This is a genomic window from Natrarchaeobius chitinivorans (assembly GCF_003841505.1).
Taxonomy (GTDB): domain Archaea; phylum Halobacteriota; class Halobacteria; order Halobacteriales; family Natrialbaceae; genus Natrarchaeobius; species Natrarchaeobius chitinivorans.
In genome coordinates this window covers 1-25,527 of sequence record NZ_REGA01000026.1, presented here as the reverse complement: position 1 = coordinate 25,527, position 25,527 = coordinate 1, and the positions used below count along the sequence as shown (strand labels likewise).

Here is a 25,527-nt window from a genome sequence, read left to right as displayed (position 1 = left end):
AATTCGGATATGCAACCGCGCGACCTGTCCGATCACGTCGCATACGAGGCGGGTCGGGGCATCGAAGAAGTCGCCCGCGAACTCGGGCGCGACCCCTCCGAATTCGTCAAACTCGCCTCGAACGAGAACCCTCACGGCCCGTCGCCGGCCGCGTCCGTGGCGATCCGCGAGCACGCCTCGAGCATGAGTTCCTACCCCAAGGCCGCCCACGCCGACCTCGTCGAGGCGATCGCCGACCGCTGGGGCGTCAACGACGAGCAGATCTGGCTCGCAAACGGCGGCGACGGCGCGATCGATTACCTCCACCGGGCCACGCTCGAGCCCGACGACGACGTCCTCGTCCCGACGCCGGGCTTTGCCTACTACGGGATGAGCGCGCGCTTTCACCACGGGGGGGTCCACGAGTACGCCCTCGAGCGGACGGACGACTTCGCACAGACCGCCGAGACGGTCCTCGAGCGATACGACGGCGAACGGGTGATCTGGCTCACGAGCCCGCACAACCCCTCCGGCTCGACGATGCCCCTCGAGGAGATCGAGAGGCTCGCCGAGGAGACCGACGAGGAGACGCTGATCGTCGTCGACGAAGCCTACGGCGAGTTCGCCGAGCGCGACAGCGCCATTGCGCTCCTCGAGGGGCGGGACGGGTACGACGCTCGCGACGACGTCGCCGTCCTCCGGACGTTCTCGAAGGCCTACGGCCTCGCCGGCGTTCGGCTCGGATACGCGGTCGTCCCAGACGAGTGGGCGAGTGCGTACACGCGAGTGAACACGCCGTTCGCCGCGAGCGAACTCGCCTGTCGGGCGGGACTGGCAGCGATCGACGATACCGAACACGTCGATCGGACCGTCGAGACGGCCCGCACCTCGCGAGCGGAGATACGCGATCGAATCGACGCACACGTCTGGCCGAGCGAAGGGAACTTCGTCCTCGTGGACGTCGACGACGCGAGTTCGGTGGCCGAGAAACTCCAGGATCGGGGCGTCATCGTCCGCGACTGTACCAGTTTCGGCCTCCCCGGCTGTATCAGGATCACCTGCGGAACCGACGAGGAGACCGACCGAGCGATCGGGGCGGTAAACGCCGTGCTCGCCGATCTCGAGGTCGACACTCACACCGAAGCGGAGGTGCCCGACACGTGAGGGTCGCGGTTACCGGAACGCCGGGAACCGGGAAGACGACCGCGACCGGGCTCCTCGAGGACCGCCTCGGAGGCGGTTCGGTGCCGGACCTCGAGACGGTCCACCTCAACGACGTCCTCGAGACCGAGGAGCTGTACACCGAGGTCGACGCAGAACGCGAGAGCAAGGTCGCTGACCTCGAGGCGCTGTCGGCGTGGCTCGAGGGCCGGGACGACGTCGTGATCGAATCACATCTCGCACACCACTTCGACGCCGACCGTGTCGTCGTCCTCCGATGTCACCCCGAAGAACTCGAGGGCCGACTACGCGACCGGGGCGAACCTGAGCCGAAAGCGAGGGAGAACGCCGAGAGCGAGGCATTGGACGTGATCCTCGCCGAGGCGGCCGAGGCACACGGGCTCGAGTCGGTGTACGAAATCGATACGACGGATCGCGAGCCGGCGGCGGTTGCGGACGCCCTCGAGGCGGTCCTCGCGGGTGATCGCGGACCGAGTGCTGGCGACGTGGATTTCGTGGGGTATCTCGGATGACCCTCGACCAGCTTCGGCCGTACGTCTCGCGGTTTCTCGACCCGTTCGTCGACGGGTTCGACCGCGTTGGGATGACCCCCGACGGGGTGAGCGTGCTGGCGTTCGTCATGGCAATCCTGGCAGCCGTCGCCTTCTTGCTCGGCGGCCGTGCGGATCCGGTCTGGTACGTCGGCGCGGCGGTCCTCGTCTTTCTGAACGGCTGGCTCGACATCGTCGACGGGGCGCTCGCGCGCGAGCAGGGAGTCGACTCGGCGGGCGGAGACCTCCTCGATCACGTCCTCGACCGATACGCGGACATCGTCGTCATCGGCGGTCTCGCGGCTGGAATCGGCGACTACTTCCTCGGCTTTCTCGCCGTCACCGGCGTCGTCATGACGTCGTATCTGGGGACGCAGGCCCAGGCCGTCGGACTCGATCGGGTCTACGGCGGACTCGTCGGCCGTGCGGATCGACTCGCGATCATCGGTATCGTCGGCTTTCTCGCCTATCCGATCGCGGGAACGTACGGTGGACTCACGCTTCCCGGCTGGTTGCTCGTCTTCCTCGCGGTCGTCGGCCACTTCACCGCACTCCAGCGATTTTTCTACTCGTGGAGCGCACTCGAGTAACCGAGAGTGGAACTCGCCGCATGGTTTATGCCGCGGCGGGATATAGGTGCGCACATGGTTCAGTGCGAGATGTGTGGCGCCGAGACGTCGTCCCCGAAGACCATCAAAGTCGAGGGTGCGAAGTTGGACGTGTGTTCGAACTGTACCGACTTCGGCACCGAGGTGAAACAGCCCTCGAGCTCGAGCACGTCGACGAAGTATTCGACGGATTCGAGTTCCGCCAGTAGCTCGAGCACCTCGAGTTCGAGCACGAGCACGTCTTCGAGTTCTGGCGGTTCGAGTCCGCCTCAACGTGATATGTTCGACGATATGGACGAACTCGCTCCGGACTACGACGAGCGGGTGCGCACCGCTCGCGAGGAGAAGGGGCTCAGTCAGTCCGATCTCTCGAACGAACTCAACGAGAAGGCGAGTCTCATCCACAAGATCGAACGCGGTGACACCCTTCCGAGCGATAACGTCCAGTCGAAACTCGAGCGGTTCCTCGAGATCGACCTGAGCGCCGAGGGGGGCTCTGCCGACGATTCGGAGTGGTCGGGCGGCTCCTCCTCGGGAAGTTACACCCTCGGCGACGTCGTCAAGCGCAAGGACTGATTCGTGACTCGAGTCCGGGCCGCTGTCGGCGACTCGCAAGCTATTTCTGGCCCGCCGGTCGGATCTCTCGTATGTTCGTCCTCGTCAACCTGAAGACGTATCCGTGCGATGCAGTCGCCGTCGCCGAAGCTGCTCGCGACGTCGACGCTTCGACCGACGCGCGCGTCGCCGTCGCCCCGCAGGCCGCCCAGCTCGAACGCGTCGCCGAGACCGGCGTCGAGACGTGGGCACAACACGTCGATCCGATCGAACACGGGAGCAACACTGGCCACACTCTGGCGGAGGCCGTCGCCGACGCGGGCGCGGTCGGGACGCTGATCAACCATTCCGAACGTCGCCTGAAACTCGCTGACGTTGACGGGGCGGTCGAAGCGGCCCAGCGCACCGGCCTCGAGACGGTAGTCTGTGCCAACAACCCCGCCCAGATCGGGGCCGCGGCGGCGCTCGGTCCCGACGCGGTCGCCGTCGAACCGCCGGAACTGATCGGCACGGGAACGCCGGTCAGTCAGGCCGACCCCGATATCGTCGAGGGAGCCGTCGACGCGGCCGCGAACGTCGACAGCGACGTCTCGGTCCTCTGTGGGGCCGGGATCAGCACCGGCGAGGACGTCGTCGCCGCGAGCGATCTCGGAGCCGAAGGCGTCTTGCTCGCAAGCGGCGTCGCGAAAGCCGACGACCCGAAAGCGGCGCTCGAGGACCTCGTCGAGCCGCTCTAGTGGCGTCCCAAGCCTGAACTGATGAGCGAAATCATGCGGTGTGGTTCGATTTCGCTCATCAGTCGACGCTTGGGAGGGTACTAGTACCGTTCCAAACGTCGGCGACTGCGTGTCGCCCCTACCCTTTTCCGGGTCTCCCTCGAAGGCGACCGTATGAGTGACGATCGTCCCATCGGCGTCTCCCTCGAGAACCGCCTGATGAGCGACGGCATCTACGTCCTCTCGATCGAATGGGGCGACGATCCGGGCGGAGGCGAACGCGACGGCTCGAGTCGATCCGACGCCGTCGGAGCGCGCGACGGCGTCCGGATGTCCCTCGAATACGAGGTGGTCTCCGACGCCCCGCGGGTTACGAGCGACGAGGTCGGAACCGTCGTCCGAACCGTTCTCGCGATCGCCGACGAGCGCGAGTGGTCGCCGGGTCGGCTCTCCGTCACGTCCCGAACGACCGGCGGCGACGTTCGGGGCCGCTGGCACGTCGAACGCGCGTGGTTCGACGGTCTCTCGGCCGAACTCTCCGAACACGAGTTCTCTCGACGGGTTCTCGAAACTGTCACGGCCGGTTCGGACGAGGAATAGATACGTTAATTAAACTCGAGCTACTATACGGTACAATCAACACGATGACCGGCGAACAGGTGTACGTCTCGCACGCCCCTGCGGATCTCGAACTCGTCCAGAAACTGTTCACTACGGTCAGGAACTTCCCGTTCGACGTCCACGTCGCACTCGAGGAAGTCGACTCCAACGAAAATCGGGACCGACTCGAAGGGCGGATCGTCGACAGCGACGTCGTGGTCGCGGTGTTGACCGACCGGTCGGCGAACTCGCGCTGGGTCAATCAGGAGATCGGATACGCGCGAGCGGAGGGAGTCCCTGTTCTCCCGGTGTACGAAGACGAGGCGTACCGCGGCGGATTCCTCGCAGACGTCGAGGGCGTCGCGATCGATCGGGATCACCTCGCGAGGACCGTCTTCGAACTACTCACGGGGATACGGGCCGAACTCACGCCGCTCGGCCCGCTTTCCGTCCCGAACTGGTTCATGCGCTTTCCCTGTACCGTCGACGGCTGTCGCGAGGCGGTCGTCCTCGAGATCGAATCGGCCCAGCAGAAACTCTGGAAGCAACACCGTCACGGCCACCCCCTTTTCGTCTCGTGTGACGGCTGTGACGCGACGTACTACTTCAATCCGGCGACGATCGGTTTCATCCGTCGTGACCCTCCCGACCAGTAACCGTTGATCGAGCGACGACGCGTTCGGCATTCGAACCCTCGTCAGTTCCGCGGACAGCATCGTGCGACCACAGCCATCACACTCCGTATACCGCGTGCCGACCACACGGTCATCGTCCCCCAGCTCGAGGACGACCCACAGCAGCGCTTCGCCGTCGTTCGCTCCGAAGACGCCACCTCGAGACCTGTATGAACAGCCTACTCTGTGAGCGACGGTCGCCGATCTGGTTCGACCCGCTGAACGGAGTCGCTAACGAAGTGCTCGGAACCCGATGTACGGATGCGAGGGTTCACCTCGCACGGGCGTTCCGTCCGTTGGACGACACTCGGCGACTCCTCGTCGCCGAGGGTTCCCCCTCTCCTGTCGTACGGAGTGCTGTCGCCGTTTACTCGTGAGACCGCCGACCGGTCTCCCACCGAGAATGGTTGCCAGCGGTCCGTTTCGGATCGGGGTGACGTCCGAACCGGGAAACCGATGTAGGGGGCGGTCTAACCCCGCCACATGGATGCTGTAACTGGTCCGGGAGTCGGTGACCGTTCGATCGACCGCCGGACGGTGGTGATCGGTGTACTGGACGTCGTCTTGCTCTCCGCGCTGGTCGCTGGCGGCGCGCTCTCTCACGGCCACGATCCGATCACAGCGCCCATCGAAACGCTCGAGACGGTCCTCCCGTTCGTCCTCGGCTGGCTCGTCGTCGCAGCGATAGCAGGCGTGTACACGTCGGACGTATCGTCTTCGGTCGGTCGAACGATCCGCCTGCTAACGGTTACCTGGCTCGGCGCGGCCAACGTCGGCCTCCTCCTTCGCCAATCGGCGCTGTTCGACGGCGGTGCGGCGTGGCCCTTCCCGCTCGTCATGACCGGCCTGGGACTGCTCGTCATCGTCGGCTGGCGCGTCGTCGTCACCGCACTGACGGCAAGCGAGTAACGCGTTGATCCGGAGGGGGACCGACCTCCCGCAGTATCGTTCCACGGACGGACTGATGGCTCACATCGACCTCCACAACAGCGTTTTCCCCCTCAGTTTAGGTCTGATACGGTTTACTGTATGTCAGAACCGGAGCTACCGGACGCCGTCCCGCGGTCGCTCCGGTAAACAGTTACAGCAATCCGTATGAAACGCCACTCGATACGACGTCCGCCGACGATCTGTTCGGTTGCTTTCTACTCGTTCCAAAACACATCAGAAACCGATAACGAATCTCGGGAACCTGAACCGAACCCTTCTCCGATCGAAGCCGATGTTCGAGTGACGCCGGGGGCGGACCTCCTTCACTCCCGCCTGCAGTCATGCGGTTAATAAATTGATTGCGACTGATCCTATCAAATTATAATATATTATCTGGCTGTTTCGAGCGATATTACTCATCAATTCCAGCCCCAATAACCAACTCATAAGTTATAGAAATCCACGCCCTCAAATACGGGTTACGAACGAATCCAGTATCAGCTAATTATGGGAAATACTTATATACCTATTTCCCGTACTCTAGAATAGATTATGACTGGATATTACGACATTGTTCTCGGCCTCATCCCAGTCGCACTGCTCGGAATCACCGCTGCACTCACGCTCGTGGGACTGTCGATGACGACGGCGATTCCGATCGGCGCGTTCGTAGCGATGGGGATCATCGGCCACGCAATGTTCGTTAATACGCCAGCAGACGCCTCCGACGAGGCGCGTTCCGCGCGACCACCCCTCAACGCGGACTGATACGGATCGTTGTACCGTTTTACCGGTGATCGCTCGAACGGGGCAGCGATCACCGGTAAAGAATTACAACGGACCGTACGACGATCTCCGATCTCTTTATCCCGTTTCGCGTTCCGTTCTCACCTATGACTGATGCACTCTTTCTCACCAGCGAAGACGTCGAGGGTCTCGCCACGCCGTCCGAGTACGTCGACGCCGTTCGCGAGGGGTACCGCCAGCGCGGGAACGGTGCACCCGCCCAGCCGCGGTCGAAGTTCTTCCGGTCGTCCCCCGGTGGGATGTTCACCAGCTACGCGGCGATCCTGCCCGAAACCGGCGCGATGGGGGGATACATGTACAGCGCGGGATTCGGTGCCGGCGACGCGTGGTTCGTGACGCCGCTTTTCGACGCCGATAGCGGTGAGCCACTCGCCCTGCTCGACGGGGCGAGCATGAACCCGTTCAAGACCGGAGCCGCGGGCGCGGTCGCCGTCGACGAACTCGCCCGCGAGGACGCCGAAACACTCGCCGTTATCGGAAGCGGCCCGCAGGCACGCGGCCAGCTTCACACGACCGCGACGGTACGCGAGTTCACCGAGGTCCGCGTCTACTCGCCGACGCCCGACAACCGGGAATCGTTCGCCGCGGACTTCGCCGACCGGTTCGAAGCGACGGTCGAGGCGGTCGACTCGAGCGAAGCGGCCGTCGCCGGCGCGGACGTCGTGATCACGGCAACGAGCGCGAGCGAACCGGTGTTCGACGGCGACGTCCTCGATCCGGGGACGCACGTGACCGCGATGGGCCAGTACTCGCCGGACAGGTGCGAACTGGACGCGACCACGATCGAACGAGCGACGTACGTTCCGGATCTCCGCGAGCGAGCGACGTTCGACGCCGGATCGTTTCTCGCGGCGCTCGAGGAAGGGGTCGTCACCGAAGAACACGTTCACGCCGAACTCGGCGAGGTTGTCGCCGGGGAGCGACCGGGTCGAACGAACGCCGACGAGATCACGGTGTTCGACAGCGGCGGAACCGGGATCGAGACGGCCGCTGCGGCTCACATGCTCTACGAGAACGCCCGCGAAGAGGGGCTGGGAAGCGAGACCGCTTTCGCCCCGGCGAGCGAGGCGCTGACCGGCGAACGACCCCACGATTGAGACGGTTATGACGGCGACTGCCCTCCGGCCGTCCAACCGTACCGGACCACTACCGACCGGTCAATGGCTGATTTCGACGGATCACCGCCCCGTAGGGACCGGAAGTTCAAACGGGGTCTTCTCGTACGTTTTCCTATGCCCCGCGTGGTCGAACTCGTCTCCGTTCTCGAGACGGCCGAGTCGCTGGCGATCGTCTGTCACGACAATCCGGATCCGGACTGTCTCGCCAGCGCGCTCGCACTCGAGGCGATCGCCGACGACGTCGGGGTCGACGACGTGACGATCGCATACGGCGGTGAGATCTCCCACCAGCAAAACCGGGCGTTCGTCAACATGCTCGACATCTCCCTTCGCCCGATCGCCGACGTCGACGTCGACACGTACGATCGCGTCGCGTTCGTCGATCACACCGTCCCCGGGGCGAACTCGAGCGTCTCGCCGGAGATGGTTCCCGATATCGTCGTCGATCACCACCCCGGCGAATCCGCCGGCGCGACGGTCGAAGACGTCCGGACGGAGTACGGCGCGACGGCGACCATCTTCGTCGAGTACCTCCGAGAACTCGACGTCGAACTGACGTCGCGACTCGCCTCGGCGCTGCTTTTTGCGCTCCATCGCGAACGGCTCGACTTCGTCCGTGGACCGACGAAACGGGAGTACGAGGCGGCGCTCGCGATCTATCCCGATGCGGACCTCGAGGCGCTCGAACAGCTCTACGGCAGTGCGTTCACGCCGGGAACGATCGACGCTATCAGCCGCGCGATCGACTCTCGAGAGCGCCGCGGATCGTCACTCGTGGCGAGCGTCGGCACGACTTCCGAAACCGACGCGCTCCCCCAGGCAGCGGATTTTCTTCTCAACCTCGAGGGCGTCGACACCGTCCTCGCCTACGGGATCGTCGGGCGAGTGATTCGGCTGAGCGGCCGATCGATCGATCCGCGGATTCACATCGGAGAGACGCTCGAAGACGGATTCGGCGAACTCGGACCGATCGGCGGTCATCACGACATGGCCGGCGGTCGGATCGAACTCGGTCTCTTCGGCGACGAAGCAGGTGACAACGACCAATTATTGTCGTTCGTCGACGGACGGATCACCCGCCGGTTCTTCGAGGCGTTGAACCTCGACGAGAACGGGTGATCTCACACACGTACACACGGCGTCGACAGCGAAGAACCGAGCCCAAACCCACGTGACAGTCGCCGGATCGAACAGGTTCGTTTCCGGACGCAACGCTTTTTTACTGACAGGGGGTGTACGAACACATATGTCAACTGCGCTGTTCGTCGTCAGCGAAGAAGGGTACTGGGGAGAGGAGTGTGTCGAACCGCTCGAGGCGCTTTCGGAAGCGGGTGTCGAGATCACCGTCGCGACGCCCTCGGGGGGCCCACCCGAACTCGACGAACAGTCGATCGATCCGGACGAGGTCGGCGAGGAGACCGCCGAACACGTCCGCGAGGTCCACGAAACGGACGACCGACTCGCCGATCCCATCCCGACCGCACGCGCCGACGCCGAGGCCTACGACGCCGTCGTCTTTCCGGGCGGCCACGGCACCGAGTGGGACGTCAATCAGGACAGCGACGCACGGCGACTGCTCCGGGAGACGATCGAAGGCGACGGAAAAGCGCTGGTGGTCTGTCACGCCGTTGGCATCCTCGCGTTCGCCCGCGACAGCCACGGCGCGTTCATCGTCAACGGCCGCGACGTCACCGGCTTCCCGAACGAGTGGGAGGAAGACATCGTCGACGAGAACGACTGCATGCCGAGCGGTCGGAAACTCCCCTACTGGGTCGAAGACGAGGTGATCGCCGCCGGCGGCGACTGGGACGCCGAACTCGAGGAAGCGGAAAGCGTCACTGTCGACGGCGACCTCATCACCGCCCGCGGCCCCGAATCGTCGACTACGGCCGCAGAGACGCTGCTCGAGGAGATGGAGGGCTAGCAGACCGACGCAGCCTGGCGAATCACGCTGTCGAGTCCGCGCGGCGAGCGGACAACTGGTCCTCGAGAAAGTGGCCGAGCAGATACAGTACGAGGAACAGACCCATGACGATCGGACCGACGCCGTAGCCGACGGCGAGGGTGGAAATCCCCCACCACACCGGTCCGTCGGTTCCGCGATCGACCGCGTCGACGTAAACGGCGTACGCGCCGACGATCGGGAGGACCAGAAACAGCACCCCGAACATATTGGATAATTGACTGCCGAGCCTCTTATCCGTTCCGGATAGCCGTCGTGGGGTGTTCCGAACGGATCGAACGGAGGTTCGCAATCAGTTCCTTTTTACGGGCCGGCGGGGAATCTCGAGTATGACCTTCGAGGAAGACGATCGCGTCGTCCTGCACGACGAACACAGCGAGTTCGACGGCGAAACCGGCACGGTCTCCCAGACGATGGAATCGATGTTCGGCGACGTCACCTACACGATCAGCTTCGAGGACGGCCAGGAGGCCGGCGTTCCGGAGGACGCACTCGAGGCAGCCGACGACGAACCCGAAGACGACGAGGCCGACGGCGAAGACGTCGAGGAGTAACGAACCGTCTACCGCTCGAGTCCGTACTCGAGACGCGTTACCGACACCCCGTTCGAATCGCAGATGCCACAGATTCCGCTTCACTACGTCGATTTACGGACGTTTTGCTACGCCACCGAGGACGAAAAGCGCGTCGAGGAGGCGCTTCGAACCTTCCTGCCGGACCACGAGGACGGGGACGACCCCTTCCCGATCGAGCGCGTCGAAAGCGAGGGTCACTACGGCGACCGCATTCTCGTCCTCTCGGCACGCGTCGAAAACGCCGACGACGTCCGTCACGTCCTCTCGCGACTGGCCGACTTAGAAGAGTTCGAGACACTGATCGACGAACTCGACGAACGGGTCACCGAGAACACCGAATTGTTCCTGCGACTGGACAAACAGGCTGCCTTCGAGGGCGACGTTCGCCTCGGCGAGGGGATCACATTCCGCGGGAAGGTCGAAGCCTACCCCGCGAAAAAAGAGCAAGCCCTCGAGAACGCGGAGGAGGTTCTGACGCGGCTTCGAGACGAGGAGTGACCGTCGATCGGTCCCTCGTCACTCGTTCCGTCGTCTCTGTTACTGGTTTGATACGAACTTTCACGCAGAGAGATCACCAGTCGGAGGCCTGGCATACGGATTACTGTAACTGTTTACCGGCGCACCCGCCGTCCGGGTCGCGGGTGCACCGGCAATGACTTACAGTAAACCGTATCAGTCGACGCCGGCCAAGAGTTATTCGTCTTGCGACCGTATATCACATGATGGAGCTACTCGTACCCCTGCAACTCGAGGTCGGCGATCCGCTTTTGATCGTCGGAGCGCTCGCCCTCCTTCTCGTCGTCGCCACCGTCTGGTCGATGGTCGAAATCGTCGACGCCTACAACCGGGGCGCACTCACCGTCTTCGGGGAGTACCGCAAACTCCTCCAGCCCGGCCTGAACGTCGTCCCGCCGTTCGTCTCGAGAGTGTACACCTTCGACATGCGCACCCAGACGATCGACGTGCCGAGTCAGGAAGCGATCACGCGGGACAACTCCCCGGTGACCGCAGACGCCGTCGTCTACATCCGGGTGATGGACGCCAAACGCGCGTTCCTCGAGGTCGACGACTACAAGAATGCCGTCTCGAATCTCTCCCAGACGACGCTGCGAGCCGTGCTGGGTGACATGGAACTCGACGACACCCTGAGCCGGCGAGAGATGATCAACGAGCGCATTCGCGAAGAACTCGACGAGCCCACGGACGAGTGGGGGATCCGCGTCGAGAGCGTCGAAGTCCGCGAGGTGACCCCGTCCCGGGACGTCAAGGGCGCGATGGAACAACAGACCTCCGCGGAGCGCCGTCGCCGCGCGATGATCCTCGAGGCACAGGGTGAACGCCGCAGCGCCGTCGAGAAAGCCGAGGGTGAGAAACAATCGAACATCATCCGCGCTCAGGGTGAGAAACAAAGCGAGATCCTCGAGGCCCAGGGAGACGCTATCTCGACCGTGTTGCGCGCTCGATCGGCAGAATCGATGGGCGAGCGCGCCGTCATCGACAAGGGGATGGACGCCCTGACCGAGATCGGGCACGGCGAGTCCACGACGTTCGTCATGCCCCAGGAACTGACCTCGATGGTCGGCCGGTACGGCAAACACCTCTCGGGCAGCGACGTCAAAGAAGACGGCGACCAGCTCGAGAGCCTCGAGTTCGACGAGGAAACCCGAGAGCTGATCGGCCTCGACGACATCGCCGAGATCATCGGCGAGATCGAAGAGACCGAAGTGGACGTCGAAGCGATGGAGGCGGAAGCGCAGGCGATCAAGGAAGGCGAGGACATGCCCGCGGAGTCGGACGACGTCGTGAGCGTCTCGGAGACGCGTCAGGACGCGGACGTCGAGACTGACCAGGACTGATACGGTTTACTGTACGTCATTGGCGGCACACCCGCGACCCGGGCGGTGGATGCACCGGTACACAGGTACAGTAATCCGTATAACGCACTGGCACCGAGACGGATATCGGGACTCCCGAACCGGTATCGCAGGACGGACTCTCGCTCGCCGTGAACGGGGCTCTTTTACCGACCGCTCGAGACTGTTCGGCTATGCAGGTACACGTCGTCGGCGACGACCCGGTCTACGAGGAGGTCGCCGCCGCGCTCGAAGACGTCGACATCGACGTCACTGACGGAACGCCCGAAGACGTCGGGGACGCCAGGTTTGCGATCGTCTCTGCCGTCGCCGGCTCGAGGACGTTCGAGCGGGCGAACGAGGCCGCCCGCACCGGGGGAACGCCGTGGATCGCCGTCGAGATCGGCGGCGTCGGCGGCCATCCGCTCCCCGAAGTCGACGCCGCCGTGTCGGGGTTCGCCCCGGCGACCGGCTGTTTCGACTGCCTCCGCGCCCGCGTCGCCTCCCACGGCCCGGAATCGAACGAATCGCCGAGTGCCGACCGCTCGAGCGCGCGTCTTGCCGGCGCGCTGGCGGGGCGAGAGTGCGTCCGCGTGTTCTCGGGCGACGACCGATCGGTGATCGGCCACGTCGTCGAACTCCCGCATCGTCGCCGACGGGTCCTCCCCGTCCCGAACTGTCCGTGCGAGGACGACGGCCGCGATCGAACGCTCGAGCGCGACGCGGAGACGCTTGCACTCGAGGCGGCGGTCGAGCGCGTCGAAGTCGCCATCGACGAGCGGGTCGGCCCCGTCGCGACGATCGGCGAGGTCGAGTCCTTCCCCGCGCCGTACTATCTGGCGACGAACGCCGAAACCGGCGGATTCAGCGACGCGAGCGCGTCGAAACAGGCCGCGGGCGTCGCCGACGACTGGAACGAGGCACTGATGAAAGCCGTCGGCGAAGGGCTCGAGCGCTACTGTGCCGGCGTCTACCGCGACGAGGAGTTCGTCCACGCGAGCGAGTCGGAACTCGAAAACGCCGTCTCGCCGACCGATCTCGTCCGTCCGGACGACGCCCCGGCGGTCGACCCGGACGCGGAGTACCGCTGGGTCCCCGGCGAGAACCTCTCGACCGGCGAGTCAGTTCACCTGCCGGCCGCGGCGGTCCAGTTCCCCCAGCCGGGGGACCGACTCGTTCCCGCGATCACGACCGGCCTCGGGCTCGGCTCCTCGACGGTGGACGCGCTCCTGTCGGGAGCCACCGAGGTCGTCGAACGCGACGCGACGATGCTCGCGTGGTACTCCAGCTTCGATCCGCTCGCCCTCGAGGTCGAGAGTTCGGCCTTCGAGACGCTCTCGCGGCGGGCACGTGGCGAGGCCCTCGAGGTGACGCCGTTGCTCGTCACGCAGGACGTCGACGTCCCCGTCGTCGCCGTCGCCGTCCACCGGGATCCGTCGTCCGTTCCCGAAGGCGGCGTCGACGTCGGCGACGACCCCTGGCCCGCGTTCGCCGTCGGTTCGGCGGCCGACCTCGACGCGACGGCAGCCGCGACCGCGGCGCTTTGCGAGGCGATTCAAAACTGGATGGAGCTTCGAAACCTCGGTCCGGAAGACGCTGCCGATGCGTCGGGAGAGATCGGCGAGTACGCTTCGTTCCCGTCTGCCGCCCGGGCGTTCGTCGACGCCGACCGGACGGTTTCGGCCCAGCGCGTCGGCCCGGACGACGTCCCGACGGGCGAAGACGCACTCGAGTCGATCGTCGAACGAATCGAGGACAGCGGTCTGACGCCGTACGCGGCTCGACTGACGACCCGCGACGTCGAGGCGATCGAGTTCGAGGCGGTTCGGGTCGTCGTTCCCGGCATGCAGCCGCTGTTTACCGGCACGCCGTTTTTCGGTGACCGGGCACAGACGGTGCCGGACGAACTCGGATTCGAGCCACGGCTCGAGCGGGAGTTCCATCCGTATCCGTGAGAGAGGCCGCTATCAATCGTCCTCGTTCGGATCGTCCCCGACGGGGACGCCGTCGGCCGAGTCAACGTCGTCGACCGATCCCGCGTCTTCAGTTTCGTTGATCGACTCGCCGTCGTCCTGACGAACCTCGACTACGAACTCGTCGTCGAGCCAGATCACGACGAGCGACGTGTCCGGGGTGACGATCGCCTCGCGAACCTCCATTTCGTCGTCGTTCAGATCGAATCTGGTGACGCGGAGAGTCTGATACACCCCCTCCAGGTTCGGCGGGATGACGTTCTCTCCGGGGGTAATCGAGTACGCCTCCTCGTAGGTCTGGCGGTTCGTTTCGCGCTCGTAGGCCTCGAGACGGACGTTGTAGTACCGGTCGGTCTCGCTGTAGATTTCGATGGGAACCACTCCCTGGAAACTGCCCTCGACGTGGTCCTGGACGCCCTCGAGACAGCCCGCGAGTCCTACAGCGGTAAGTGCCCCGGCAGACTGCAATACCGTACGGCGGTTCACGTTCGACGTTCGGAACCGCACGAACGTAGGCGTTACTTTCTCGACTCGAGAGAGTTGGTCGCCAGTAGACTCGAGAGAGTTGGTCGACGCCCGTTATACTGTCGGACAGAACTATTTGAAGATCGGTCGCTCTCCTGCGGCCGTCTCCGATGGCGACGGCCGCGAATTCGCGACCTCACTGACTTCTGTCCGACAGTATTAGCTACTATCGGGCGAGTAGTTCGGCGCTTCGTCGGTGATGACGACGTCGTGGGCGTGGCTCTCGGCCTGTCCGGCCGAGGAGACGCGGACGAACTCGGCACGGTCTTTGAACTCGGGGATCGTTCCGGCACCGACGTAGCCCATTCCCGACTGCATCCCGCCGGCCAGCTGGTGGAGTTCGGATTTGAGCGTACCCTTGTACGGCGTCGCGGCCTCGACGCCCTCGGGGACGTACTCCTCGTCGTCTTCGGGATCCTCCTTGAGGTATCGATCGCTGTCGCCGGATTTCATCGCGCCGACGCTTCCCATCCCGCGGTACTGTTTGTACTTCTTGCCGTTCATCGTGACGACCCGGCCCGGCGCTTCGTCGGTGCCCGCGAAGTACGAGCCGAGCATGACGGCGTCCGCACCGGCGGCGATCGCCTTGATCGCGTCGCCGGAGTAGCGGATTCCGCCGTCGGCGATCACCGGTACGTCGTGTTCGCTGGCGACGTCTGCGACCTGAGCGACGGCCGTGATCTGGGGCATTCCCGAACCGGAGACGACACGCGTCGTACAGATCGAGCCGGGTCCGATCCCGACTTTGATCCCGTCCGCGAAGTCGACCAGTTCTTCGGCCGCTTCGCGCGTTCCGACGTTACCCACCACGATGTCGGCTTCGACGGCCTCATCGATTTGCTGTGCCCCCTCGATGACGTTCATGTTGTGTGCGTGGGCCGTATCGATGAACAGGACGTCTGCACCCGCATCGTCGGCGGCCTCGGCGCGCTCGAGTTCGAACGGGCTCACCGCGACGCCACAGCGCAATCGACCGTCCTCGTCGCGGACGGCTTCCTTGTACTCACGGCGCTGGAGGATTCCCTGCATCGTCACCAGTCCGACGAGGAGGTTCTCGTCGTCGACGACCGGGACGCGCTCGATCTTGTGTTCGTACATCAGATCGAACGCGTCTCGGGCGTCGATATCCCCCGGTGCGGTGATGACCTCGTCGGTCATCGCTTCCGTGACGGGGTCGTCCTCGTTGACCTCGAGATGGGGTCGGATGTCGGTACTCGAGATGATCCCCAGCACTTCCCCGCGGGTGTTGACGACGGGTGCGCCGCCGACGCCTTCCCGGGCCATCAGTTCGTCGACCTCGCGGACGCTCATCTCGGGATCGGCGGTGACGACCGAGTCCAGCGGGATGATGAGTTCGTCCGCGCTCTTGACGCGTTCGATTTCCTCGACCATCTCGTCGACGTTCATGTTTCGGTGGAGGACGCCGAGACCGCCGTGGCGGGCCATCGCGATCGCCATGCTGCTCTCGGTAACCGTATCCATCGCGGCCGAGAGAATCGGAACGGAGACCTCGACCGTCTTCGAGACGCGGGACGTGAGATCCGCGTCGTCGGGTTCGACGCGACTCTCCTTGGGTCGAAGGAGGACGTCGTCGAAGGTTAGCGCTTCCGGTACCTCGAGTTTCGAAGAATAGGGCTCGTGCTCGGGAACGTCGTTCGCCATGTAAACCGTCCGAACCCGTCGGCAAAAAACGTTGCGAGATAACGGTTTGGTATGTTAATACGTTCCACCACCGGCTGGAACTTCCTGTCGACGGGCTTTCGATCGCCCTCGGCTCGCCTCGAGTGCCGCAGGCGGTCGTCTCATACGGTTTACTGCAAGTCAGTACCGGAGCGGCCGCGGGACGGCACCCGGTTGCTCCGGTACACAGGTACAGCAATCCGTATCAGCGGGTGTTCGTGTCGAACTCGTCGGACGGATACCGCTGCTCGCAGTTCAAACACTGGTAGCCACCGTCGACGTGTCCGTAGAGGCGCTCCCCGCATTGTCGGCACTTTCCGCGCGGATAGTTCATTCGATCGGTCAGTCTCACCGCTCCCTCATAAGTCCATTTGCCGATATAGGCCGTCTTTTTCAGTCACCCCGCCTACGATCTCTCGTGGACGACCACACGAACGATCCGACCGTCGACCCGCCCCCCTCGGGCCAGCCGACCGGCTGGCTCGAGCGCGAGAGTCACTGGGAACACGGAACGCTCAGACGGGCAACGGTCCACGGCGTCAGGCTGTTCAACGTCGGCGACTACCACGAGAGCCACGACTGCTTCGAACTCGAGTGGTACAACTACGGCCGCGGCTCGACCGAGAGTGCGTTTCTCCACGGAATGGTACAGGTGGCCGCTGGCGCGTACAAGCGTCACGCCTTCGCGAACGACGATGGGATGCGTTCGCTCTTCGAGACCGCCTTGCAGTACCTTCGTGGGACGCCGAACGATTACTACGGCGTCGACGTACTCGAGGTGCGAACGGTCCTGACCAACGCTCTCGAGAATCCCGAACGGATCGACGACTGGCGGATCAGGATCGACGGCGAGCGGCCGACGGCCCGTTCGGCGGAGTACGAGTACGTCGCCTCGCTCGAGGACTGATCCGGATCTCTGTACCGACGCCCCGGCGTATCCACCGCCCGGGTCGCGGGTACGCCCGAACTGATGGACAGTAAACCGCATGACAGCTACAGTAAACCGTACGACAGCTACAGTAAAACGTATGATAGCTCGAGTCGAGGCGGATTCCACTGGCGGTTGATAGCTCGAGTCGCCCGCAAACCCATCGGCTGCGGACGTCGCCGAACGCCTCGGTTCTCCCGCGTTCTCGTGTGTCGCAACTGATCGCTTTCGTGAGAGACCGAACGGCCTTTGAAGACGTAGCCCAACTAGTAGATAATGAGAGTTGCACAGCTTGGGTCGGGAACGCCGGAGATCGCTGTCGTTGCGGGCATCCACGGCGACGAGCCCTGTGGCGTTCGTGCCATCGAACGCCTTCTGGCGGATCGGCCGACCGTCGAACGCCCCGTCAAACTCGTCGTCGTCAACGAGAAGGCCCTCGAGCGGCGGGTTCGGTTCGTCGACGAGGATCTCAACCGGACGTTCCCGGGCGATCCGGACGCGACGACCCACGAAGGACGGCTCGCACACGAACTGGTCGAGGAACTCGATGGCTGTCTCGCGTTCTCGATGCACTCGACCCAGAGCCACGCCGACCCGTTCGCCATCGTCAACGCGATGAACGAGCGGACGACAGAACTCGTCCCGCGATTGCCCGTCGCTGCGATGGTCGAAACCGGCACCTTCGCGGAGGGCAGACTCTTCTCCGAGATTCAGACCCTCGAGGTCGAGTGTGGCCTCCAGGGCACGGAGACGGCCGCTCAGAACGCCGACCGCCTGACTCGAGCGTTCCTGACGGCCGTCGACGCGTTACCCGGCGATACGGTTACGCGAGAACTCCCCGTCTTCCGTCTCACCGACGTCATTCGAAAGCAACGTGCCGACACGTACGAGGTGTTCGTCGAGAACTTCGCCGAGGTCGAACCCGGCGAGACGTTCGCCGCCGCCGACGGCGACGAACAGGTCGCCGCGGAGTCGTTCTATCCCGTCCTCATGTCCCCGAACGGCTACAGTGACGTCTTCGGCTACGCCGCCGAGAAAGTCGACGTGTTGCAGTCGACGACCGCCGCGGATTGAACGCGTTCGGTCGATCGAACGGTTCGAATCGGCCGAGAAGGTACGCATCGGAGTGACGTCCCCCGCGACTTTCCGGTCCGCTTGCAGTACATCGCAACCCAAACGGAGAATGAGCCGGGCGTCGAACGTGCGCTACTGTGACCCCGACGGCGACGACAAAGCGGTGGTTACTCAACGGAATCGCCATCACAATTCCGCTCGTTGTGACGGTAATCGTTCTCACGATCGTCCTCGAGTTCGTCCTTCGGGCCCTCTCGCCGATCGTGTCCGCGATCATTTACGTCTGGCCGAACGAGCCGCCGACGATCGTCGTTCAACTGACGACGCTCCTCTCGCTCGTCGGCCTGTTCCTGCTCGTGGGATTCGTCGCGGACTGTACCTCGAGCCGGCGACTCTCACAAACCGTCCACGAGACGATCGAATCGATTCCGGTGGTGAGCCCGATCTACGCGAGTGTCAGGCGAGCCAGCGACGTCCTGGCGGACGATGAAACTGATCAGTTTCGGGAGGTCAAACTCGTCGAGTTCCCACACGAGAACTTGCACGCACTCGGCTTTCTGACCGCGGATACGCCACGAGAGATCGAGCGACGTCTCGGCGAAGACGAACTCCAGACGGTCATGATTCCGCTCGGCCCGAATCCGACGACGAACGGTTTCGTCGTTCACGTTCCAGTGGAGAACGTCTCCGACGTGGATATGACCGTCGAGGACGCTATCCGCTCTATCGCGACCCTCGGCGTCGCTACCGAGGTCGAGAATTCGGACGACACCGATCGGATCGAGCGATCGACCCCCTTCGCTTCCAGGAGCGACGAGTAAGCGGCCGCCGAACGCGACATCTCTCGTCCGATCCACAGACCGTGGCGTCCGAGATACGCACAATTTTCCCCGCCGTGGGAGGATTGATACGCCGAGAACACCTTCGCGAGAGTGATGACTGAAACGCTTGCGCTTTTCGTCGCCCTGCTCGCCGAGTTGTTCCCCAACGGGATCAGCCACTACGCGATCGGCGGGCTGTTCGTCGGCCTGGGGGTCGCCGTGATCTACGTCGGCACCGCTATCCCGGCCGGCGCGAGTACGTTCCTCGAGTCGACGCTGTCGTACGGCTCGAGTCTCTCGAGATTTCAGCAGTATCGCCCCTCGCGAGACTGGCGGGTCGTCTTCACGGTCGGCATCGTTCTCGGTGCCGCGGTCTACGCCGTCACCGTCTCGCCCCAGGACGGGCTCTGGACGACGGACGTCCAGTGGTGGCGACTGCTCGTCGGCGGCATCCTCATCGGGATCGGCACCCGCGTCGGGAAAGGGTGTACCTCGGGCCACGGCGTCTGCGGCGTCGGGTCGGTCTCGAGTGCGTCGTTCGTCGGCGTCGCGACGTTCCTGTTCGTCGCGATCGGAACGGCCCAGCTGGTCCAGGCCGTGGGGGTGGTGCCGTGAGCGCCGAACACGAACAACACCCGTTGTTCCTGCCACTGGTCTTCGTCGGCGGGCTGATCTTCGGATTCGGGCTCGGATTCAGCCACATGGCCCAGCCCGAAGTCGTCCTGAGCTTCCTGCAGTTTACGGACTTCGGCCTGCTGTTCGTCATGTTCGGGGCGGCGATCGTGACGGGGATTACGTTCTTCGGCGTCAAACAGTTCCGCAGTACCGCTCCGCTGACGGGAGCGGTCTACGGCCGTCGGTTGAAGTCACTCGACAGGAACGTCGTCATCGGCGGCGGGATCTTCGGCGTCGGCTGGGGGCTGTCGGGAATCTGTCCGGGTGCGGCCTACGCCAGCCTCGGCATCGGTAACTTCCCGATCCTCTACGGCATCGTCGGAATGTTTATCGGAGCGTACATTCAGGGTTTCTGGCGTTCGACGCGAGCCGAGAGCACGGCTCCGACGACAGCGGCGGACTGAATCCGGTTGTAGCGGCCACTTCTCCCGTGTTCGTCCTCGAATCAGCGGTAGTTTGGACACAGACGTGTCAACGGAATCTGGGCCACAAAGGTAAATGGCGGTCGCGCGGTACCGAGGGACATGCCACAGCGAGTCATCTGTCCTCACTGTTCGGAATCGACGTTCGTCGACATCGGGATGACGGTGACACGGACGAGCGAAGCGGTCGGATCGATGAAAGAGGGGTTCGCGAAGACGGCGACCTGTTCGTCCTGCAACGAGAAGTTCAGTTGTAAGACCGAATGGTGACACCCCCTCATCCGTCGTCGAGACCACCACGTCAATAGCCCTCGAGTGCGAACCGCCTCACGCATGAGCGACGATCCGGAGCCGTCGATCAACATAAGCGGTGGTGAGTCGGGTGGCGGCGTCACAGCCGAGTTCGATCCGGCGACGGCAGACACGCGAGCCGAACGGGTGATCGATCGCCTCGGCGAACTGTACTGGCAGAAGACCTACGGCGGGCGGGACGCGTTTACCTGCCTCGTCCGGACGATCCTGAGCCAGAATACGAGCGACAAGGCGAGTCAGCCCGCCCACGACGCGTTGCTCGCACGCTACGGCGCTGGACCGAACCGCGATGCGACCGCAGAGACGGAGTCGGAAGCCGGCGTTCCAGGCCTCGCGGAGTCGCTCGCAGCGGCCGATCGCTCCGAACTCGCGGAAACGATCAGTTCGGCGGGCCTCTACAACCAGAAATCAGAAATTCTCGTCGCGACGGCCGAGTGGATCCTCGAGGAGTTCGGCTCGGCCCGCGCGTTCGATGCCTTCGTCAAAGACGAGTCGCCCTCGGAGGTTCGTGAGACGCTCCTCTCCGTCCGGGGCGTGGGTCCGAAAACCGCAGACTGCGTCCTCCTCTTTGCCGGCGGGCGGGGCGGCGTTTTTCCCGTCGACACGCACGTCCACCGGATCTATCGCCGGATGGGGATCGCACCCGCCGACGCGGACCACGAAGTGGTTCGAACGGTTCTCGAACAGGAGGTGCCCGCAGAGAAGTGCGGCTTCGGGCACACGGCGACGATCCAGTTCGGCAGGGAGTACTGTACGGCCCGAACGCCGGCCTGTCTCGAGGATCCCGACGCCTGTCCGATGGGCGACGTCTGTGATCAGGTCGGTGTCTACCCGGAGACGGACGAGGTGATAGATCCTGCCGATGCGGTCGACTGATACGGATTGCTGTACCTGTGTACCCGAGGTCGCGACGCGATCGGACCCGGAAGGCGTTCATAGCAGTACGACAACGAGTCCAACGCCGACGGCGAACAGCGCCAGCGTCGTCGCGGACGGTCCGTCGGAGTCGACCGAGGGAACGAACCCGACCAGCAGTGCTGCCAGTGCGACCAGCAACGCGCCAACGGCAATCACCACGCCACCGACGGCGATCTCCGGTCAACGCCGCGAGGACGCCGATAGTGACGGTGACCTCGAGACGCCTTTCCTCGAGCGACGAAGCGACTGAGTCAGCCGATTCCGGGCCGGTAGTGGACACGTTCCGTCGCAACGAAAACCTGTGGCATAATGGTTGCCGTTCGGACAGACCTCGCCCACCTTCCGTCCGGGTGCAGCGACGGCGAACGGGGGAAATCGGAATCGGGGTGCGGAGTCGCGGCCCGCTGTCTATCACGTCATCGGAACCGACGGTGAGTACAGGAGCTTTGGGCGTGAGTTACAGGAAGCGGAACGTCTCGAGGTTCTTCGGTGCGAACGTCCGCATGTTGTACTCGTGGTACAGCGCCGAGGAGAGGTCCTGGGTCGAGCGTTCGTCGCCGTGAACGCAGAGGACTTTCTCGGGGCGCGGATTCATCGTCTTGACGAAGTTCTCGAGGCCGGCGCGGTCTGCGTGGCCGGAGAAGCCGTCGACCGTTTCGACGTTCATGTTCAACGAGAGGGTGCCACGACCGTTGTCGCCGTTTATGGCTCCGACCTCGCTGGTCGGAATCTCGTCCCAGCCGTTCTGGATCCGTCGGCCGAGGGTTCCCTGTGCCTGGTAGCCGACGAAGACGAGCGTCGAATCGGGATCTGGGCCAACGTGGCCGAGCCAGGACATGATGGGACCGCCGGTAACCATACCGGACGTCGAGAGGACGATACAGGAGTCGCCGTCGGCGACCTCCTGGCGTTCTTCCTCGCCCGCGTCGATGTGGTTGAACTCCTCGGCGAGGAACGGGTTCTCGTCGTCGTGGAAGATGCGGTCTCGGAGGTCGTCACGGAGATACTCCGGATACGTCGTGTGAATCGCGGTCGCCTCCCAGATCATCCCGTCGAGGTGGACCGGCATCGAGGGGATGTCGCCGCTGCGCATCGCTTCTTCGAGGACGAGCATGATCTCCTGTGACCGCCCGACCGCGAACGCCGGTATGAGGACCTTTCCGCCGCGGTCGTAGGTCTCACGGACGACCTCCTTGAGTTTCTCCTCGGAGTCTTCCTGGTCGGTCTGGTAGTCGTTGCGACCGCCGTAGGTCGACTCGAGAACGAGTGTCTCCACGCGCGGGAAGTCGTTGACGGCACCGTTGAACAGTCGTGTGTCCTTGTAGTGGATGTCCCCCGAGAAGCAGACGTTGTAGAGGCCATCCCCGATGTGGAAGTGCGAGACTGCGGAGCCGAGAATGTGGCCCGCGTTGTGGAAGGTGAGTTTGACGTCCGGGGCGATGTCGGTGACGTCGCCGTACTCGAGGGGAATACAGTGTTTGATCGCCTCACGAACCTGTCCGGATTCGTACGGTGGCGACCGTCCTTCCTTCGCTGCGACGTCGAGGTAGTCGAGCGTGAGCAGACCCATCAGGTCTCGAGTCGGTTCGGTACAGTAGATCGGGCCGTCGTAGCCGTACTTGAACAGAAGCGGGATGAGCGCGGAGTGGTCGAGGTGGGCGTGCGTGAGGACGACGGCGTCGATGTTCTGTGGCCCGGCTCCCAGCGCTTCGGGTGCGTGGAGGTACGGCACTTCGCCTTCCGCGCCTGGTTTGTCACCGCAGTCGATGAGAATCCGGGTTTCGGGCGTCGAGAGGATAAAGGCCGCGCGACCGACCTCTCGACAGCACCCTAGCGTCGTAATCCGAACGTACTCGTCGTCGGACATCTCCTCGCGGTGGATCTGGCGACCGACTCGTTCCAGAATGTCTCGGCGTTCGTCGCGTTCTTGCTTGAGAAAGTTCCGGACGTTCGATACCGTCGAGGACTCGATCGGTGGCGTCCGAACGACTTCGGGCGTCCATCCGACGTTTTTCGTGATGTCTCGGAGCGTCGACCCGTGCCGCCCGATCACCATCCCCGGCTTCTCTGCTTCGATGACGACTTCGCCAGTGTCTGCGTGGAAGTCGAGATCCGAGACGCCGGCTTCCTCCGGAATTACGTCCATGACGGCCTTCCGAGCCTCTTCGGGACGCGAGAGAGCGCTCGGATCTGGCCGGACGGTGATCCGCTTTCGAAGTTTGCTCGCGAGTTTGCGAACGAGATCACCCTGCTGGGCGAACTTCTTCGGGTCGTGGGTGTATACGACCAGTTCCGGTCCTTCGTATTTCACCGAGGAGACCGAGATATCACTCGGTAACTCGCTCGTGATCTCTGCTTGCAAATCGTCGAGTTGCTGCTCTACAGTGCTCATAATCGCCAGATGTGGCTTGCGTGAACTCGCCGACTGGGATCGGTTGCGCCATGGCCCAGCGGTGACTCGAGAAGAGACGACGCAGTACGCCTTCTCGTCCGAATCATCCTGTGTGACTCCGTGACGAATACGTTCCCAGGTCGGTGTCCTGGTTCGTGCGGGAAGATTCCAGGGAGAACCCGCTTACCTGACGGTATTCCTTGCGTGGTATAAAAGCCTTCGCAAAACCCAGGAGCCTCGAGGGCGAACGCGGCGTATGTTCCTGACACAGGACCGCGTCGTCGCCGAACGCGACTGGGTGAGAGATCGCAAAGAAACCGTCGTTCCGATCATCAACGGCGTCCGTGGCGACCTCGGCGACGTTTTCGACACCGACGTCGATCCCGTGACGACCGACCAGTACGTCGCTGAAGTCGACGCCGTCTTCGCCGACGGCGACCTGGCGGTCAACGTCGCCGCCCTGACCGGCATCCTTCGTGATATCGACGTCGAGGGGGACTATCCGGGTTTCGTGATCGACGAAATCCTCGGGCGTGAACTCGCGGCGACGATCGCCGGGACACAGCCGCTTCGAACGCTCGGCGAGGCGACCTTTCACTACGCCGATCTGCAGGTTCACGGGGACGCAGACGAGAACGCGGGAGTCGACGACCTCGAGGCCGCACTCGCGGCCGGATTTCAGGAACGCATCCCCGGCTGGAACTGGACGGAACGCGAGAGTCCGTTCGGTGTCGATCCGGCCCCGTAGCGGACGGTGGGCTTCGTCGAACCCGCCTCTACCACTTCGCGCTACTCGTCGGTCTCCTCGAGGTCTTCCTCGTCGATTTCCTGCCCTTCGGGCTCCGGTTGCTGTTGTTGCTGGAGGAGCTGGTCGAAGAGGGCAGGCTGTCCGAGGACGGAGATATCTTCGTTCCGGAGCGCGTCGACGAGGACATCGGCGGAGCCGTCGACGTGATAGAGGCCGACTTCGCCCTCAGAGCGTTCGATACGGAGATCGGAATCGGCTTCCGATTCGGCCCGTTCCTCGAAGTCGTCGATCGCGGCTTCGAAGAGTTCGTTCTGGCGCTCGAAGGCTTCCTCCTGGGAGAGTTCACCGTCGAGTACCTCCTCCTGTAGTTCCTCTCTGTCGCTCGCTGCGGGCTCGACGATCGCGGTGAGCACGTCGTCGTTTTCTGGCCCGTCTTCGGGTTCGTCTTCGACCTCTTCTTCGCTCTCCGGCGAGGCGAATTCGGAACAGCCCGCGACGGAGGCGACGGCGCTCGCTCCGGCCAGCTGGAGGACTCGGCGGCGTTCGTGGAAGTTCGACATCGTGCACTCGCTCGCGGGGCCGACGGAAAGTAAGGCTTTAGGTATCGATCGGCCGCTCGAGGCCGGGAGTGGCGACCTAAATCTACGCCGGATTGGCACGGTCACACACCGGTTCGTCGTACTCAGTGGCGTCCCAAGCCTGCACTGATGAGCGAAATCAAGCGGTGTGATCCGATTTCGCTCATCAGTCGACGCTTGGGAGGGTACTCAGTGCGCTCGCAAGTGTGGACAGCCTAGTCCTGCTTTTTCTCCGTGATAGTTGGATAGAGCCGGAGTAACTTCGTTCGGGCATCATCGGCAGTGAACTGCCAGTCGATCGAGACGGTAGCCTCGTTACGGTCAGTTTCCCACGCGGCGACCTCCGTTCGGAGTGTCGCCGCGTCAGGGATGCGCTGGTTGAGGCACTGGG

The 25,527-nt window shown here is 63.8% G+C and carries 30 protein-coding genes; 25 read left to right on the top strand and 5 right to left on the bottom strand.

Features of this window, described 5'->3' with window-relative positions; all coding sequences use genetic code 11:
* The first annotated feature begins 9 nt into the window (after nt 1–9).
* From hisC to EA473_RS20335, 12 genes are all read left to right on the top strand, one after another.
* Nucleotides 10–1,143, top strand: coding sequence for a histidinol-phosphate transaminase (hisC, locus tag EA473_RS20390; RefSeq protein ID WP_124197465.1), 1,134 nt, complete (start codon nt 10–12; stop codon nt 1,141–1,143).
* Nucleotides 1,140–1,673, top strand: coding sequence for an adenylate kinase family protein (locus tag EA473_RS20385; RefSeq protein ID WP_124197464.1), 534 nt, complete (start codon nt 1,140–1,142; stop codon nt 1,671–1,673). The genes hisC and EA473_RS20385 overlap by 4 nt, the downstream gene beginning before the upstream one ends.
* Nucleotides 1,670–2,281 carry a CDP-alcohol phosphatidyltransferase family protein gene (locus EA473_RS20380; RefSeq protein WP_124197463.1) on the top strand — a complete coding sequence of 204 codons (612 nt, stop codon included), beginning with the start codon at nt 1,670–1,672 and terminating at the stop codon, nt 2,279–2,281. The genes EA473_RS20385 and EA473_RS20380 overlap by 4 nt, the downstream gene beginning before the upstream one ends.
* A gap of 54 nt (nt 2,282–2,335) precedes the next feature.
* Nucleotides 2,336–2,875 carry a multiprotein bridging factor aMBF1 gene (locus EA473_RS20375; protein ID WP_124197462.1) on the top strand — a complete coding sequence of 180 codons (540 nt, stop codon included), beginning with the start codon at nt 2,336–2,338 and terminating at the stop codon, nt 2,873–2,875.
* Between the two features lie 71 nt (nt 2,876–2,946).
* On the top strand, nt 2,947–3,591 hold the full coding sequence (gene tpiA / locus EA473_RS20370; RefSeq protein ID WP_124197461.1) for a triose-phosphate isomerase: 645 nt from the start codon (nt 2,947–2,949) through the stop codon (nt 3,589–3,591).
* A 153-nt stretch (nt 3,592–3,744) separates the two neighbouring features.
* Nucleotides 3,745–4,170, top strand: coding sequence for a hypothetical protein (locus EA473_RS20365; protein WP_124197460.1), 426 nt, complete (start codon nt 3,745–3,747; stop codon nt 4,168–4,170).
* A 44-nt stretch (nt 4,171–4,214) separates the two neighbouring features.
* On the top strand, nt 4,215–4,826 hold the full coding sequence (locus EA473_RS20360) for a toll/interleukin-1 receptor domain-containing protein (RefSeq protein WP_124197459.1): 612 nt from the start codon (nt 4,215–4,217) through the stop codon (nt 4,824–4,826).
* A gap of 501 nt (nt 4,827–5,327) precedes the next feature.
* On the top strand, nt 5,328–5,753 hold the full coding sequence (locus tag EA473_RS20355) for a DUF3054 domain-containing protein (protein ID WP_124197458.1): 426 nt from the start codon (nt 5,328–5,330) through the stop codon (nt 5,751–5,753).
* 573 nt (nt 5,754–6,326) lie between these two features.
* Nucleotides 6,327–6,542 (top strand): hypothetical protein, encoded by a 216-nt coding sequence (locus EA473_RS20350; protein ID WP_124197457.1) that lies wholly within the window; start codon nt 6,327–6,329, stop codon nt 6,540–6,542.
* A gap of 125 nt (nt 6,543–6,667) precedes the next feature.
* Nucleotides 6,668–7,678 carry an ornithine cyclodeaminase family protein gene (locus EA473_RS20345; protein ID WP_124197456.1) on the top strand — a complete coding sequence of 337 codons (1,011 nt, stop codon included), beginning with the start codon at nt 6,668–6,670 and terminating at the stop codon, nt 7,676–7,678.
* Between the two features lie 135 nt (nt 7,679–7,813).
* A complete protein-coding gene (locus tag EA473_RS20340; RefSeq protein WP_124197455.1) occupies nt 7,814–8,818 on the top strand; it encodes a DHH family phosphoesterase in 1,005 nt (334 codons plus the stop codon).
* Nucleotides 8,819–8,945: 127 nt separating this feature from the next.
* Nucleotides 8,946–9,623: a type 1 glutamine amidotransferase domain-containing protein gene (locus tag EA473_RS20335; RefSeq protein ID WP_124197454.1), complete on the top strand. Its 678-nt coding sequence runs from the start codon at nt 8,946–8,948 to the stop codon at nt 9,621–9,623.
* Nucleotides 9,624–9,645: 22 nt separating this feature from the next.
* Here EA473_RS20335 and EA473_RS20330 read toward each other — a convergent pair whose 3' ends face one another.
* The gene (locus EA473_RS20330; RefSeq protein WP_124197453.1) at nt 9,646–9,870 is read right to left on the bottom strand and encodes a hypothetical protein; all 225 of its coding nucleotides are present in this window, start codon (nt 9,868–9,870) and stop codon (nt 9,646–9,648) included.
* Nucleotides 9,871–9,991: 121 nt separating this feature from the next.
* Between EA473_RS20330 and EA473_RS20325 the strand changes: the two genes are divergently transcribed.
* The 4 genes from EA473_RS20325 to EA473_RS20310 all read left to right on the top strand — a co-directional run bounded on the left by EA473_RS20325 (nt 9,992) and on the right by EA473_RS20310 (nt 14,045).
* A complete protein-coding gene (locus EA473_RS20325; protein ID WP_124197452.1) occupies nt 9,992–10,216 on the top strand; it encodes a DUF1918 domain-containing protein in 225 nt (74 codons plus the stop codon).
* 63 nt (nt 10,217–10,279) lie between these two features.
* Nucleotides 10,280–10,735, top strand: coding sequence for an RNA-binding protein (locus EA473_RS20320; protein ID WP_124197451.1), 456 nt, complete (start codon nt 10,280–10,282; stop codon nt 10,733–10,735).
* 224 nt (nt 10,736–10,959) lie between these two features.
* On the top strand, nt 10,960–12,093 hold the full coding sequence (locus EA473_RS20315) for an SPFH domain-containing protein (protein WP_124197450.1): 1,134 nt from the start codon (nt 10,960–10,962) through the stop codon (nt 12,091–12,093).
* A gap of 191 nt (nt 12,094–12,284) precedes the next feature.
* Nucleotides 12,285–14,045 (top strand): YcaO-like family protein, encoded by a 1,761-nt coding sequence (locus tag EA473_RS20310; RefSeq protein WP_124197449.1) that lies wholly within the window; start codon nt 12,285–12,287, stop codon nt 14,043–14,045.
* Nucleotides 14,046–14,057: 12 nt separating this feature from the next.
* Here the strand turns inward: EA473_RS20310 and EA473_RS20305 are convergent, their stop codons facing one another.
* A complete protein-coding gene (locus EA473_RS20305) occupies nt 14,058–14,549 on the bottom strand; it encodes a hypothetical protein (RefSeq protein ID WP_124197448.1) in 492 nt (163 codons plus the stop codon).
* Between the two features lie 198 nt (nt 14,550–14,747).
* A complete protein-coding gene (guaB, locus tag EA473_RS20300) occupies nt 14,748–16,250 on the bottom strand; it encodes an IMP dehydrogenase (protein WP_124197447.1) in 1,503 nt (500 codons plus the stop codon).
* Between the two features lie 436 nt (nt 16,251–16,686).
* On the opposite strand from guaB, the gene EA473_RS20295 reads away from it, so the two are divergent.
* The 8 genes from EA473_RS20295 to EA473_RS20265 all read left to right on the top strand — a co-directional run bounded on the left by EA473_RS20295 (nt 16,687) and on the right by EA473_RS20265 (nt 21,668).
* On the top strand, nt 16,687–17,175 hold the full coding sequence (locus EA473_RS20295) for a DUF309 domain-containing protein (RefSeq protein ID WP_124197446.1): 489 nt from the start codon (nt 16,687–16,689) through the stop codon (nt 17,173–17,175).
* Between the two features lie 297 nt (nt 17,176–17,472).
* Nucleotides 17,473–18,270 carry a succinylglutamate desuccinylase/aspartoacylase domain-containing protein gene (locus EA473_RS20290; RefSeq protein WP_124197445.1) on the top strand — a complete coding sequence of 266 codons (798 nt, stop codon included), beginning with the start codon at nt 17,473–17,475 and terminating at the stop codon, nt 18,268–18,270.
* Between the two features lie 137 nt (nt 18,271–18,407).
* Nucleotides 18,408–19,091, top strand: a complete 684-nt coding sequence (locus tag EA473_RS20285) for a DUF502 domain-containing protein (RefSeq protein WP_124197444.1) — start codon at nt 18,408–18,410, stop codon at nt 19,089–19,091.
* Between the two features lie 114 nt (nt 19,092–19,205).
* Complete coding sequence (locus tag EA473_RS20280; RefSeq protein WP_124197443.1) at nt 19,206–19,706, top strand: YeeE/YedE family protein; 501 nt, start codon at nt 19,206–19,208, stop codon at nt 19,704–19,706.
* Nucleotides 19,703–20,170 (top strand): DUF6691 family protein, encoded by a 468-nt coding sequence (locus tag EA473_RS20275; protein WP_124197442.1) that lies wholly within the window; start codon nt 19,703–19,705, stop codon nt 20,168–20,170. Before EA473_RS20280 ends, EA473_RS20275 begins: the two co-directional genes overlap by 4 nt.
* Nucleotides 20,171–20,290: 120 nt before the next feature.
* A complete protein-coding gene (locus EA473_RS22465; RefSeq protein WP_165875348.1) occupies nt 20,291–20,458 on the top strand; it encodes a hypothetical protein in 168 nt (55 codons plus the stop codon).
* A 63-nt stretch (nt 20,459–20,521) separates the two neighbouring features.
* Nucleotides 20,522–21,376, top strand: a complete 855-nt coding sequence (locus tag EA473_RS20270; RefSeq protein WP_124197441.1) for an endonuclease III domain-containing protein — start codon at nt 20,522–20,524, stop codon at nt 21,374–21,376.
* Nucleotides 21,363–21,668 (top strand): hypothetical protein, encoded by a 306-nt coding sequence (locus tag EA473_RS20265; protein ID WP_124197440.1) that lies wholly within the window; start codon nt 21,363–21,365, stop codon nt 21,666–21,668. Before EA473_RS20270 ends, EA473_RS20265 begins: the two co-directional genes overlap by 14 nt.
* A gap of 207 nt (nt 21,669–21,875) precedes the next feature.
* On the opposite strand, the gene EA473_RS20260 is transcribed toward EA473_RS20265, so the two are convergent.
* A complete protein-coding gene (locus EA473_RS20260) occupies nt 21,876–23,810 on the bottom strand; it encodes a beta-CASP ribonuclease aCPSF1 (protein ID WP_124197439.1) in 1,935 nt (644 codons plus the stop codon).
* A gap of 256 nt (nt 23,811–24,066) precedes the next feature.
* Between EA473_RS20260 and EA473_RS20255 the strand changes: the two genes are divergently transcribed.
* On the top strand, nt 24,067–24,558 hold the full coding sequence (locus tag EA473_RS20255) for a hypothetical protein (RefSeq protein WP_124197438.1): 492 nt from the start codon (nt 24,067–24,069) through the stop codon (nt 24,556–24,558).
* 41 nt (nt 24,559–24,599) lie between these two features.
* Here EA473_RS20255 and EA473_RS20250 read toward each other — a convergent pair whose 3' ends face one another.
* The gene (locus EA473_RS20250; RefSeq protein WP_124197437.1) at nt 24,600–25,118 is read right to left on the bottom strand and encodes a hypothetical protein; all 519 of its coding nucleotides are present in this window, start codon (nt 25,116–25,118) and stop codon (nt 24,600–24,602) included.
* Between the last annotated feature and the right edge of the window lie 409 nt (nt 25,119–25,527).

Bases quoted from the DNA above. Each gene is read 5' to 3' on its own strand.
- EA473_RS20340 (WP_124197455.1), top strand. From the start codon at position 7,814: ATGCCCCGCGTGGTCGAACTCGTCTCCGTTCTCGAGACGGCCGAGTCG.
- EA473_RS20280 (WP_124197443.1), top strand. From the start codon at position 19,206: ATGACTGAAACGCTTGCGCTTTTCGTCGCCCTGCTCGCCGAGTTGTTC.
- EA473_RS20325 (WP_124197452.1), top strand. From the start codon at position 9,992: ATGACCTTCGAGGAAGACGATCGCGTCGTCCTGCACGACGAACACAGC.
- hisC (WP_124197465.1), top strand. From the start codon at position 10: ATGCAACCGCGCGACCTGTCCGATCACGTCGCATACGAGGCGGGTCGG.
- tpiA (WP_124197461.1), top strand. From the start codon at position 2,947: ATGTTCGTCCTCGTCAACCTGAAGACGTATCCGTGCGATGCAGTCGCC.
- EA473_RS20345 (WP_124197456.1), top strand. From the start codon at position 6,668: ATGACTGATGCACTCTTTCTCACCAGCGAAGACGTCGAGGGTCTCGCC.
- EA473_RS20290 (WP_124197445.1), top strand. From the start codon at position 17,473: ATGAGAGTTGCACAGCTTGGGTCGGGAACGCCGGAGATCGCTGTCGTT.
- EA473_RS20260 (WP_124197439.1), bottom strand. From the start codon at position 23,810: ATGAGCACTGTAGAGCAGCAACTCGACGATTTGCAAGCAGAGATCACG.
- EA473_RS20355 (WP_124197458.1), top strand. From the start codon at position 5,328: ATGGATGCTGTAACTGGTCCGGGAGTCGGTGACCGTTCGATCGACCGC.
- EA473_RS20315 (WP_124197450.1), top strand. From the start codon at position 10,960: ATGGAGCTACTCGTACCCCTGCAACTCGAGGTCGGCGATCCGCTTTTG.
- EA473_RS20320 (WP_124197451.1), top strand. From the start codon at position 10,280: ATGCCACAGATTCCGCTTCACTACGTCGATTTACGGACGTTTTGCTAC.
- guaB (WP_124197447.1), bottom strand. From the start codon at position 16,250: ATGGCGAACGACGTTCCCGAGCACGAGCCCTATTCTTCGAAACTCGAG.
- EA473_RS20270 (WP_124197441.1), top strand. From the start codon at position 20,522: ATGAGCGACGATCCGGAGCCGTCGATCAACATAAGCGGTGGTGAGTCG.
- EA473_RS22465 (WP_165875348.1), top strand. From the start codon at position 20,291: ATGCCACAGCGAGTCATCTGTCCTCACTGTTCGGAATCGACGTTCGTC.
- EA473_RS20350 (WP_124197457.1), top strand. From the start codon at position 6,327: ATGACTGGATATTACGACATTGTTCTCGGCCTCATCCCAGTCGCACTG.
- EA473_RS20365 (WP_124197460.1), top strand. From the start codon at position 3,745: ATGAGTGACGATCGTCCCATCGGCGTCTCCCTCGAGAACCGCCTGATG.
- EA473_RS20375 (WP_124197462.1), top strand. From the start codon at position 2,336: ATGGTTCAGTGCGAGATGTGTGGCGCCGAGACGTCGTCCCCGAAGACC.
- EA473_RS20310 (WP_124197449.1), top strand. From the start codon at position 12,285: ATGCAGGTACACGTCGTCGGCGACGACCCGGTCTACGAGGAGGTCGCC.
- EA473_RS20255 (WP_124197438.1), top strand. From the start codon at position 24,067: ATGTTCCTGACACAGGACCGCGTCGTCGCCGAACGCGACTGGGTGAGA.
- EA473_RS20335 (WP_124197454.1), top strand. From the start codon at position 8,946: ATGTCAACTGCGCTGTTCGTCGTCAGCGAAGAAGGGTACTGGGGAGAG.
- EA473_RS20380 (WP_124197463.1), top strand. From the start codon at position 1,670: ATGACCCTCGACCAGCTTCGGCCGTACGTCTCGCGGTTTCTCGACCCG.
- EA473_RS20330 (WP_124197453.1), bottom strand. From the start codon at position 9,870: ATGTTCGGGGTGCTGTTTCTGGTCCTCCCGATCGTCGGCGCGTACGCC.
- EA473_RS20265 (WP_124197440.1), top strand. From the start codon at position 21,363: ATGCGGTCGACTGATACGGATTGCTGTACCTGTGTACCCGAGGTCGCG.
- EA473_RS20250 (WP_124197437.1), bottom strand. From the start codon at position 25,118: ATGTCGAACTTCCACGAACGCCGCCGAGTCCTCCAGCTGGCCGGAGCG.
- EA473_RS20360 (WP_124197459.1), top strand. From the start codon at position 4,215: ATGACCGGCGAACAGGTGTACGTCTCGCACGCCCCTGCGGATCTCGAA.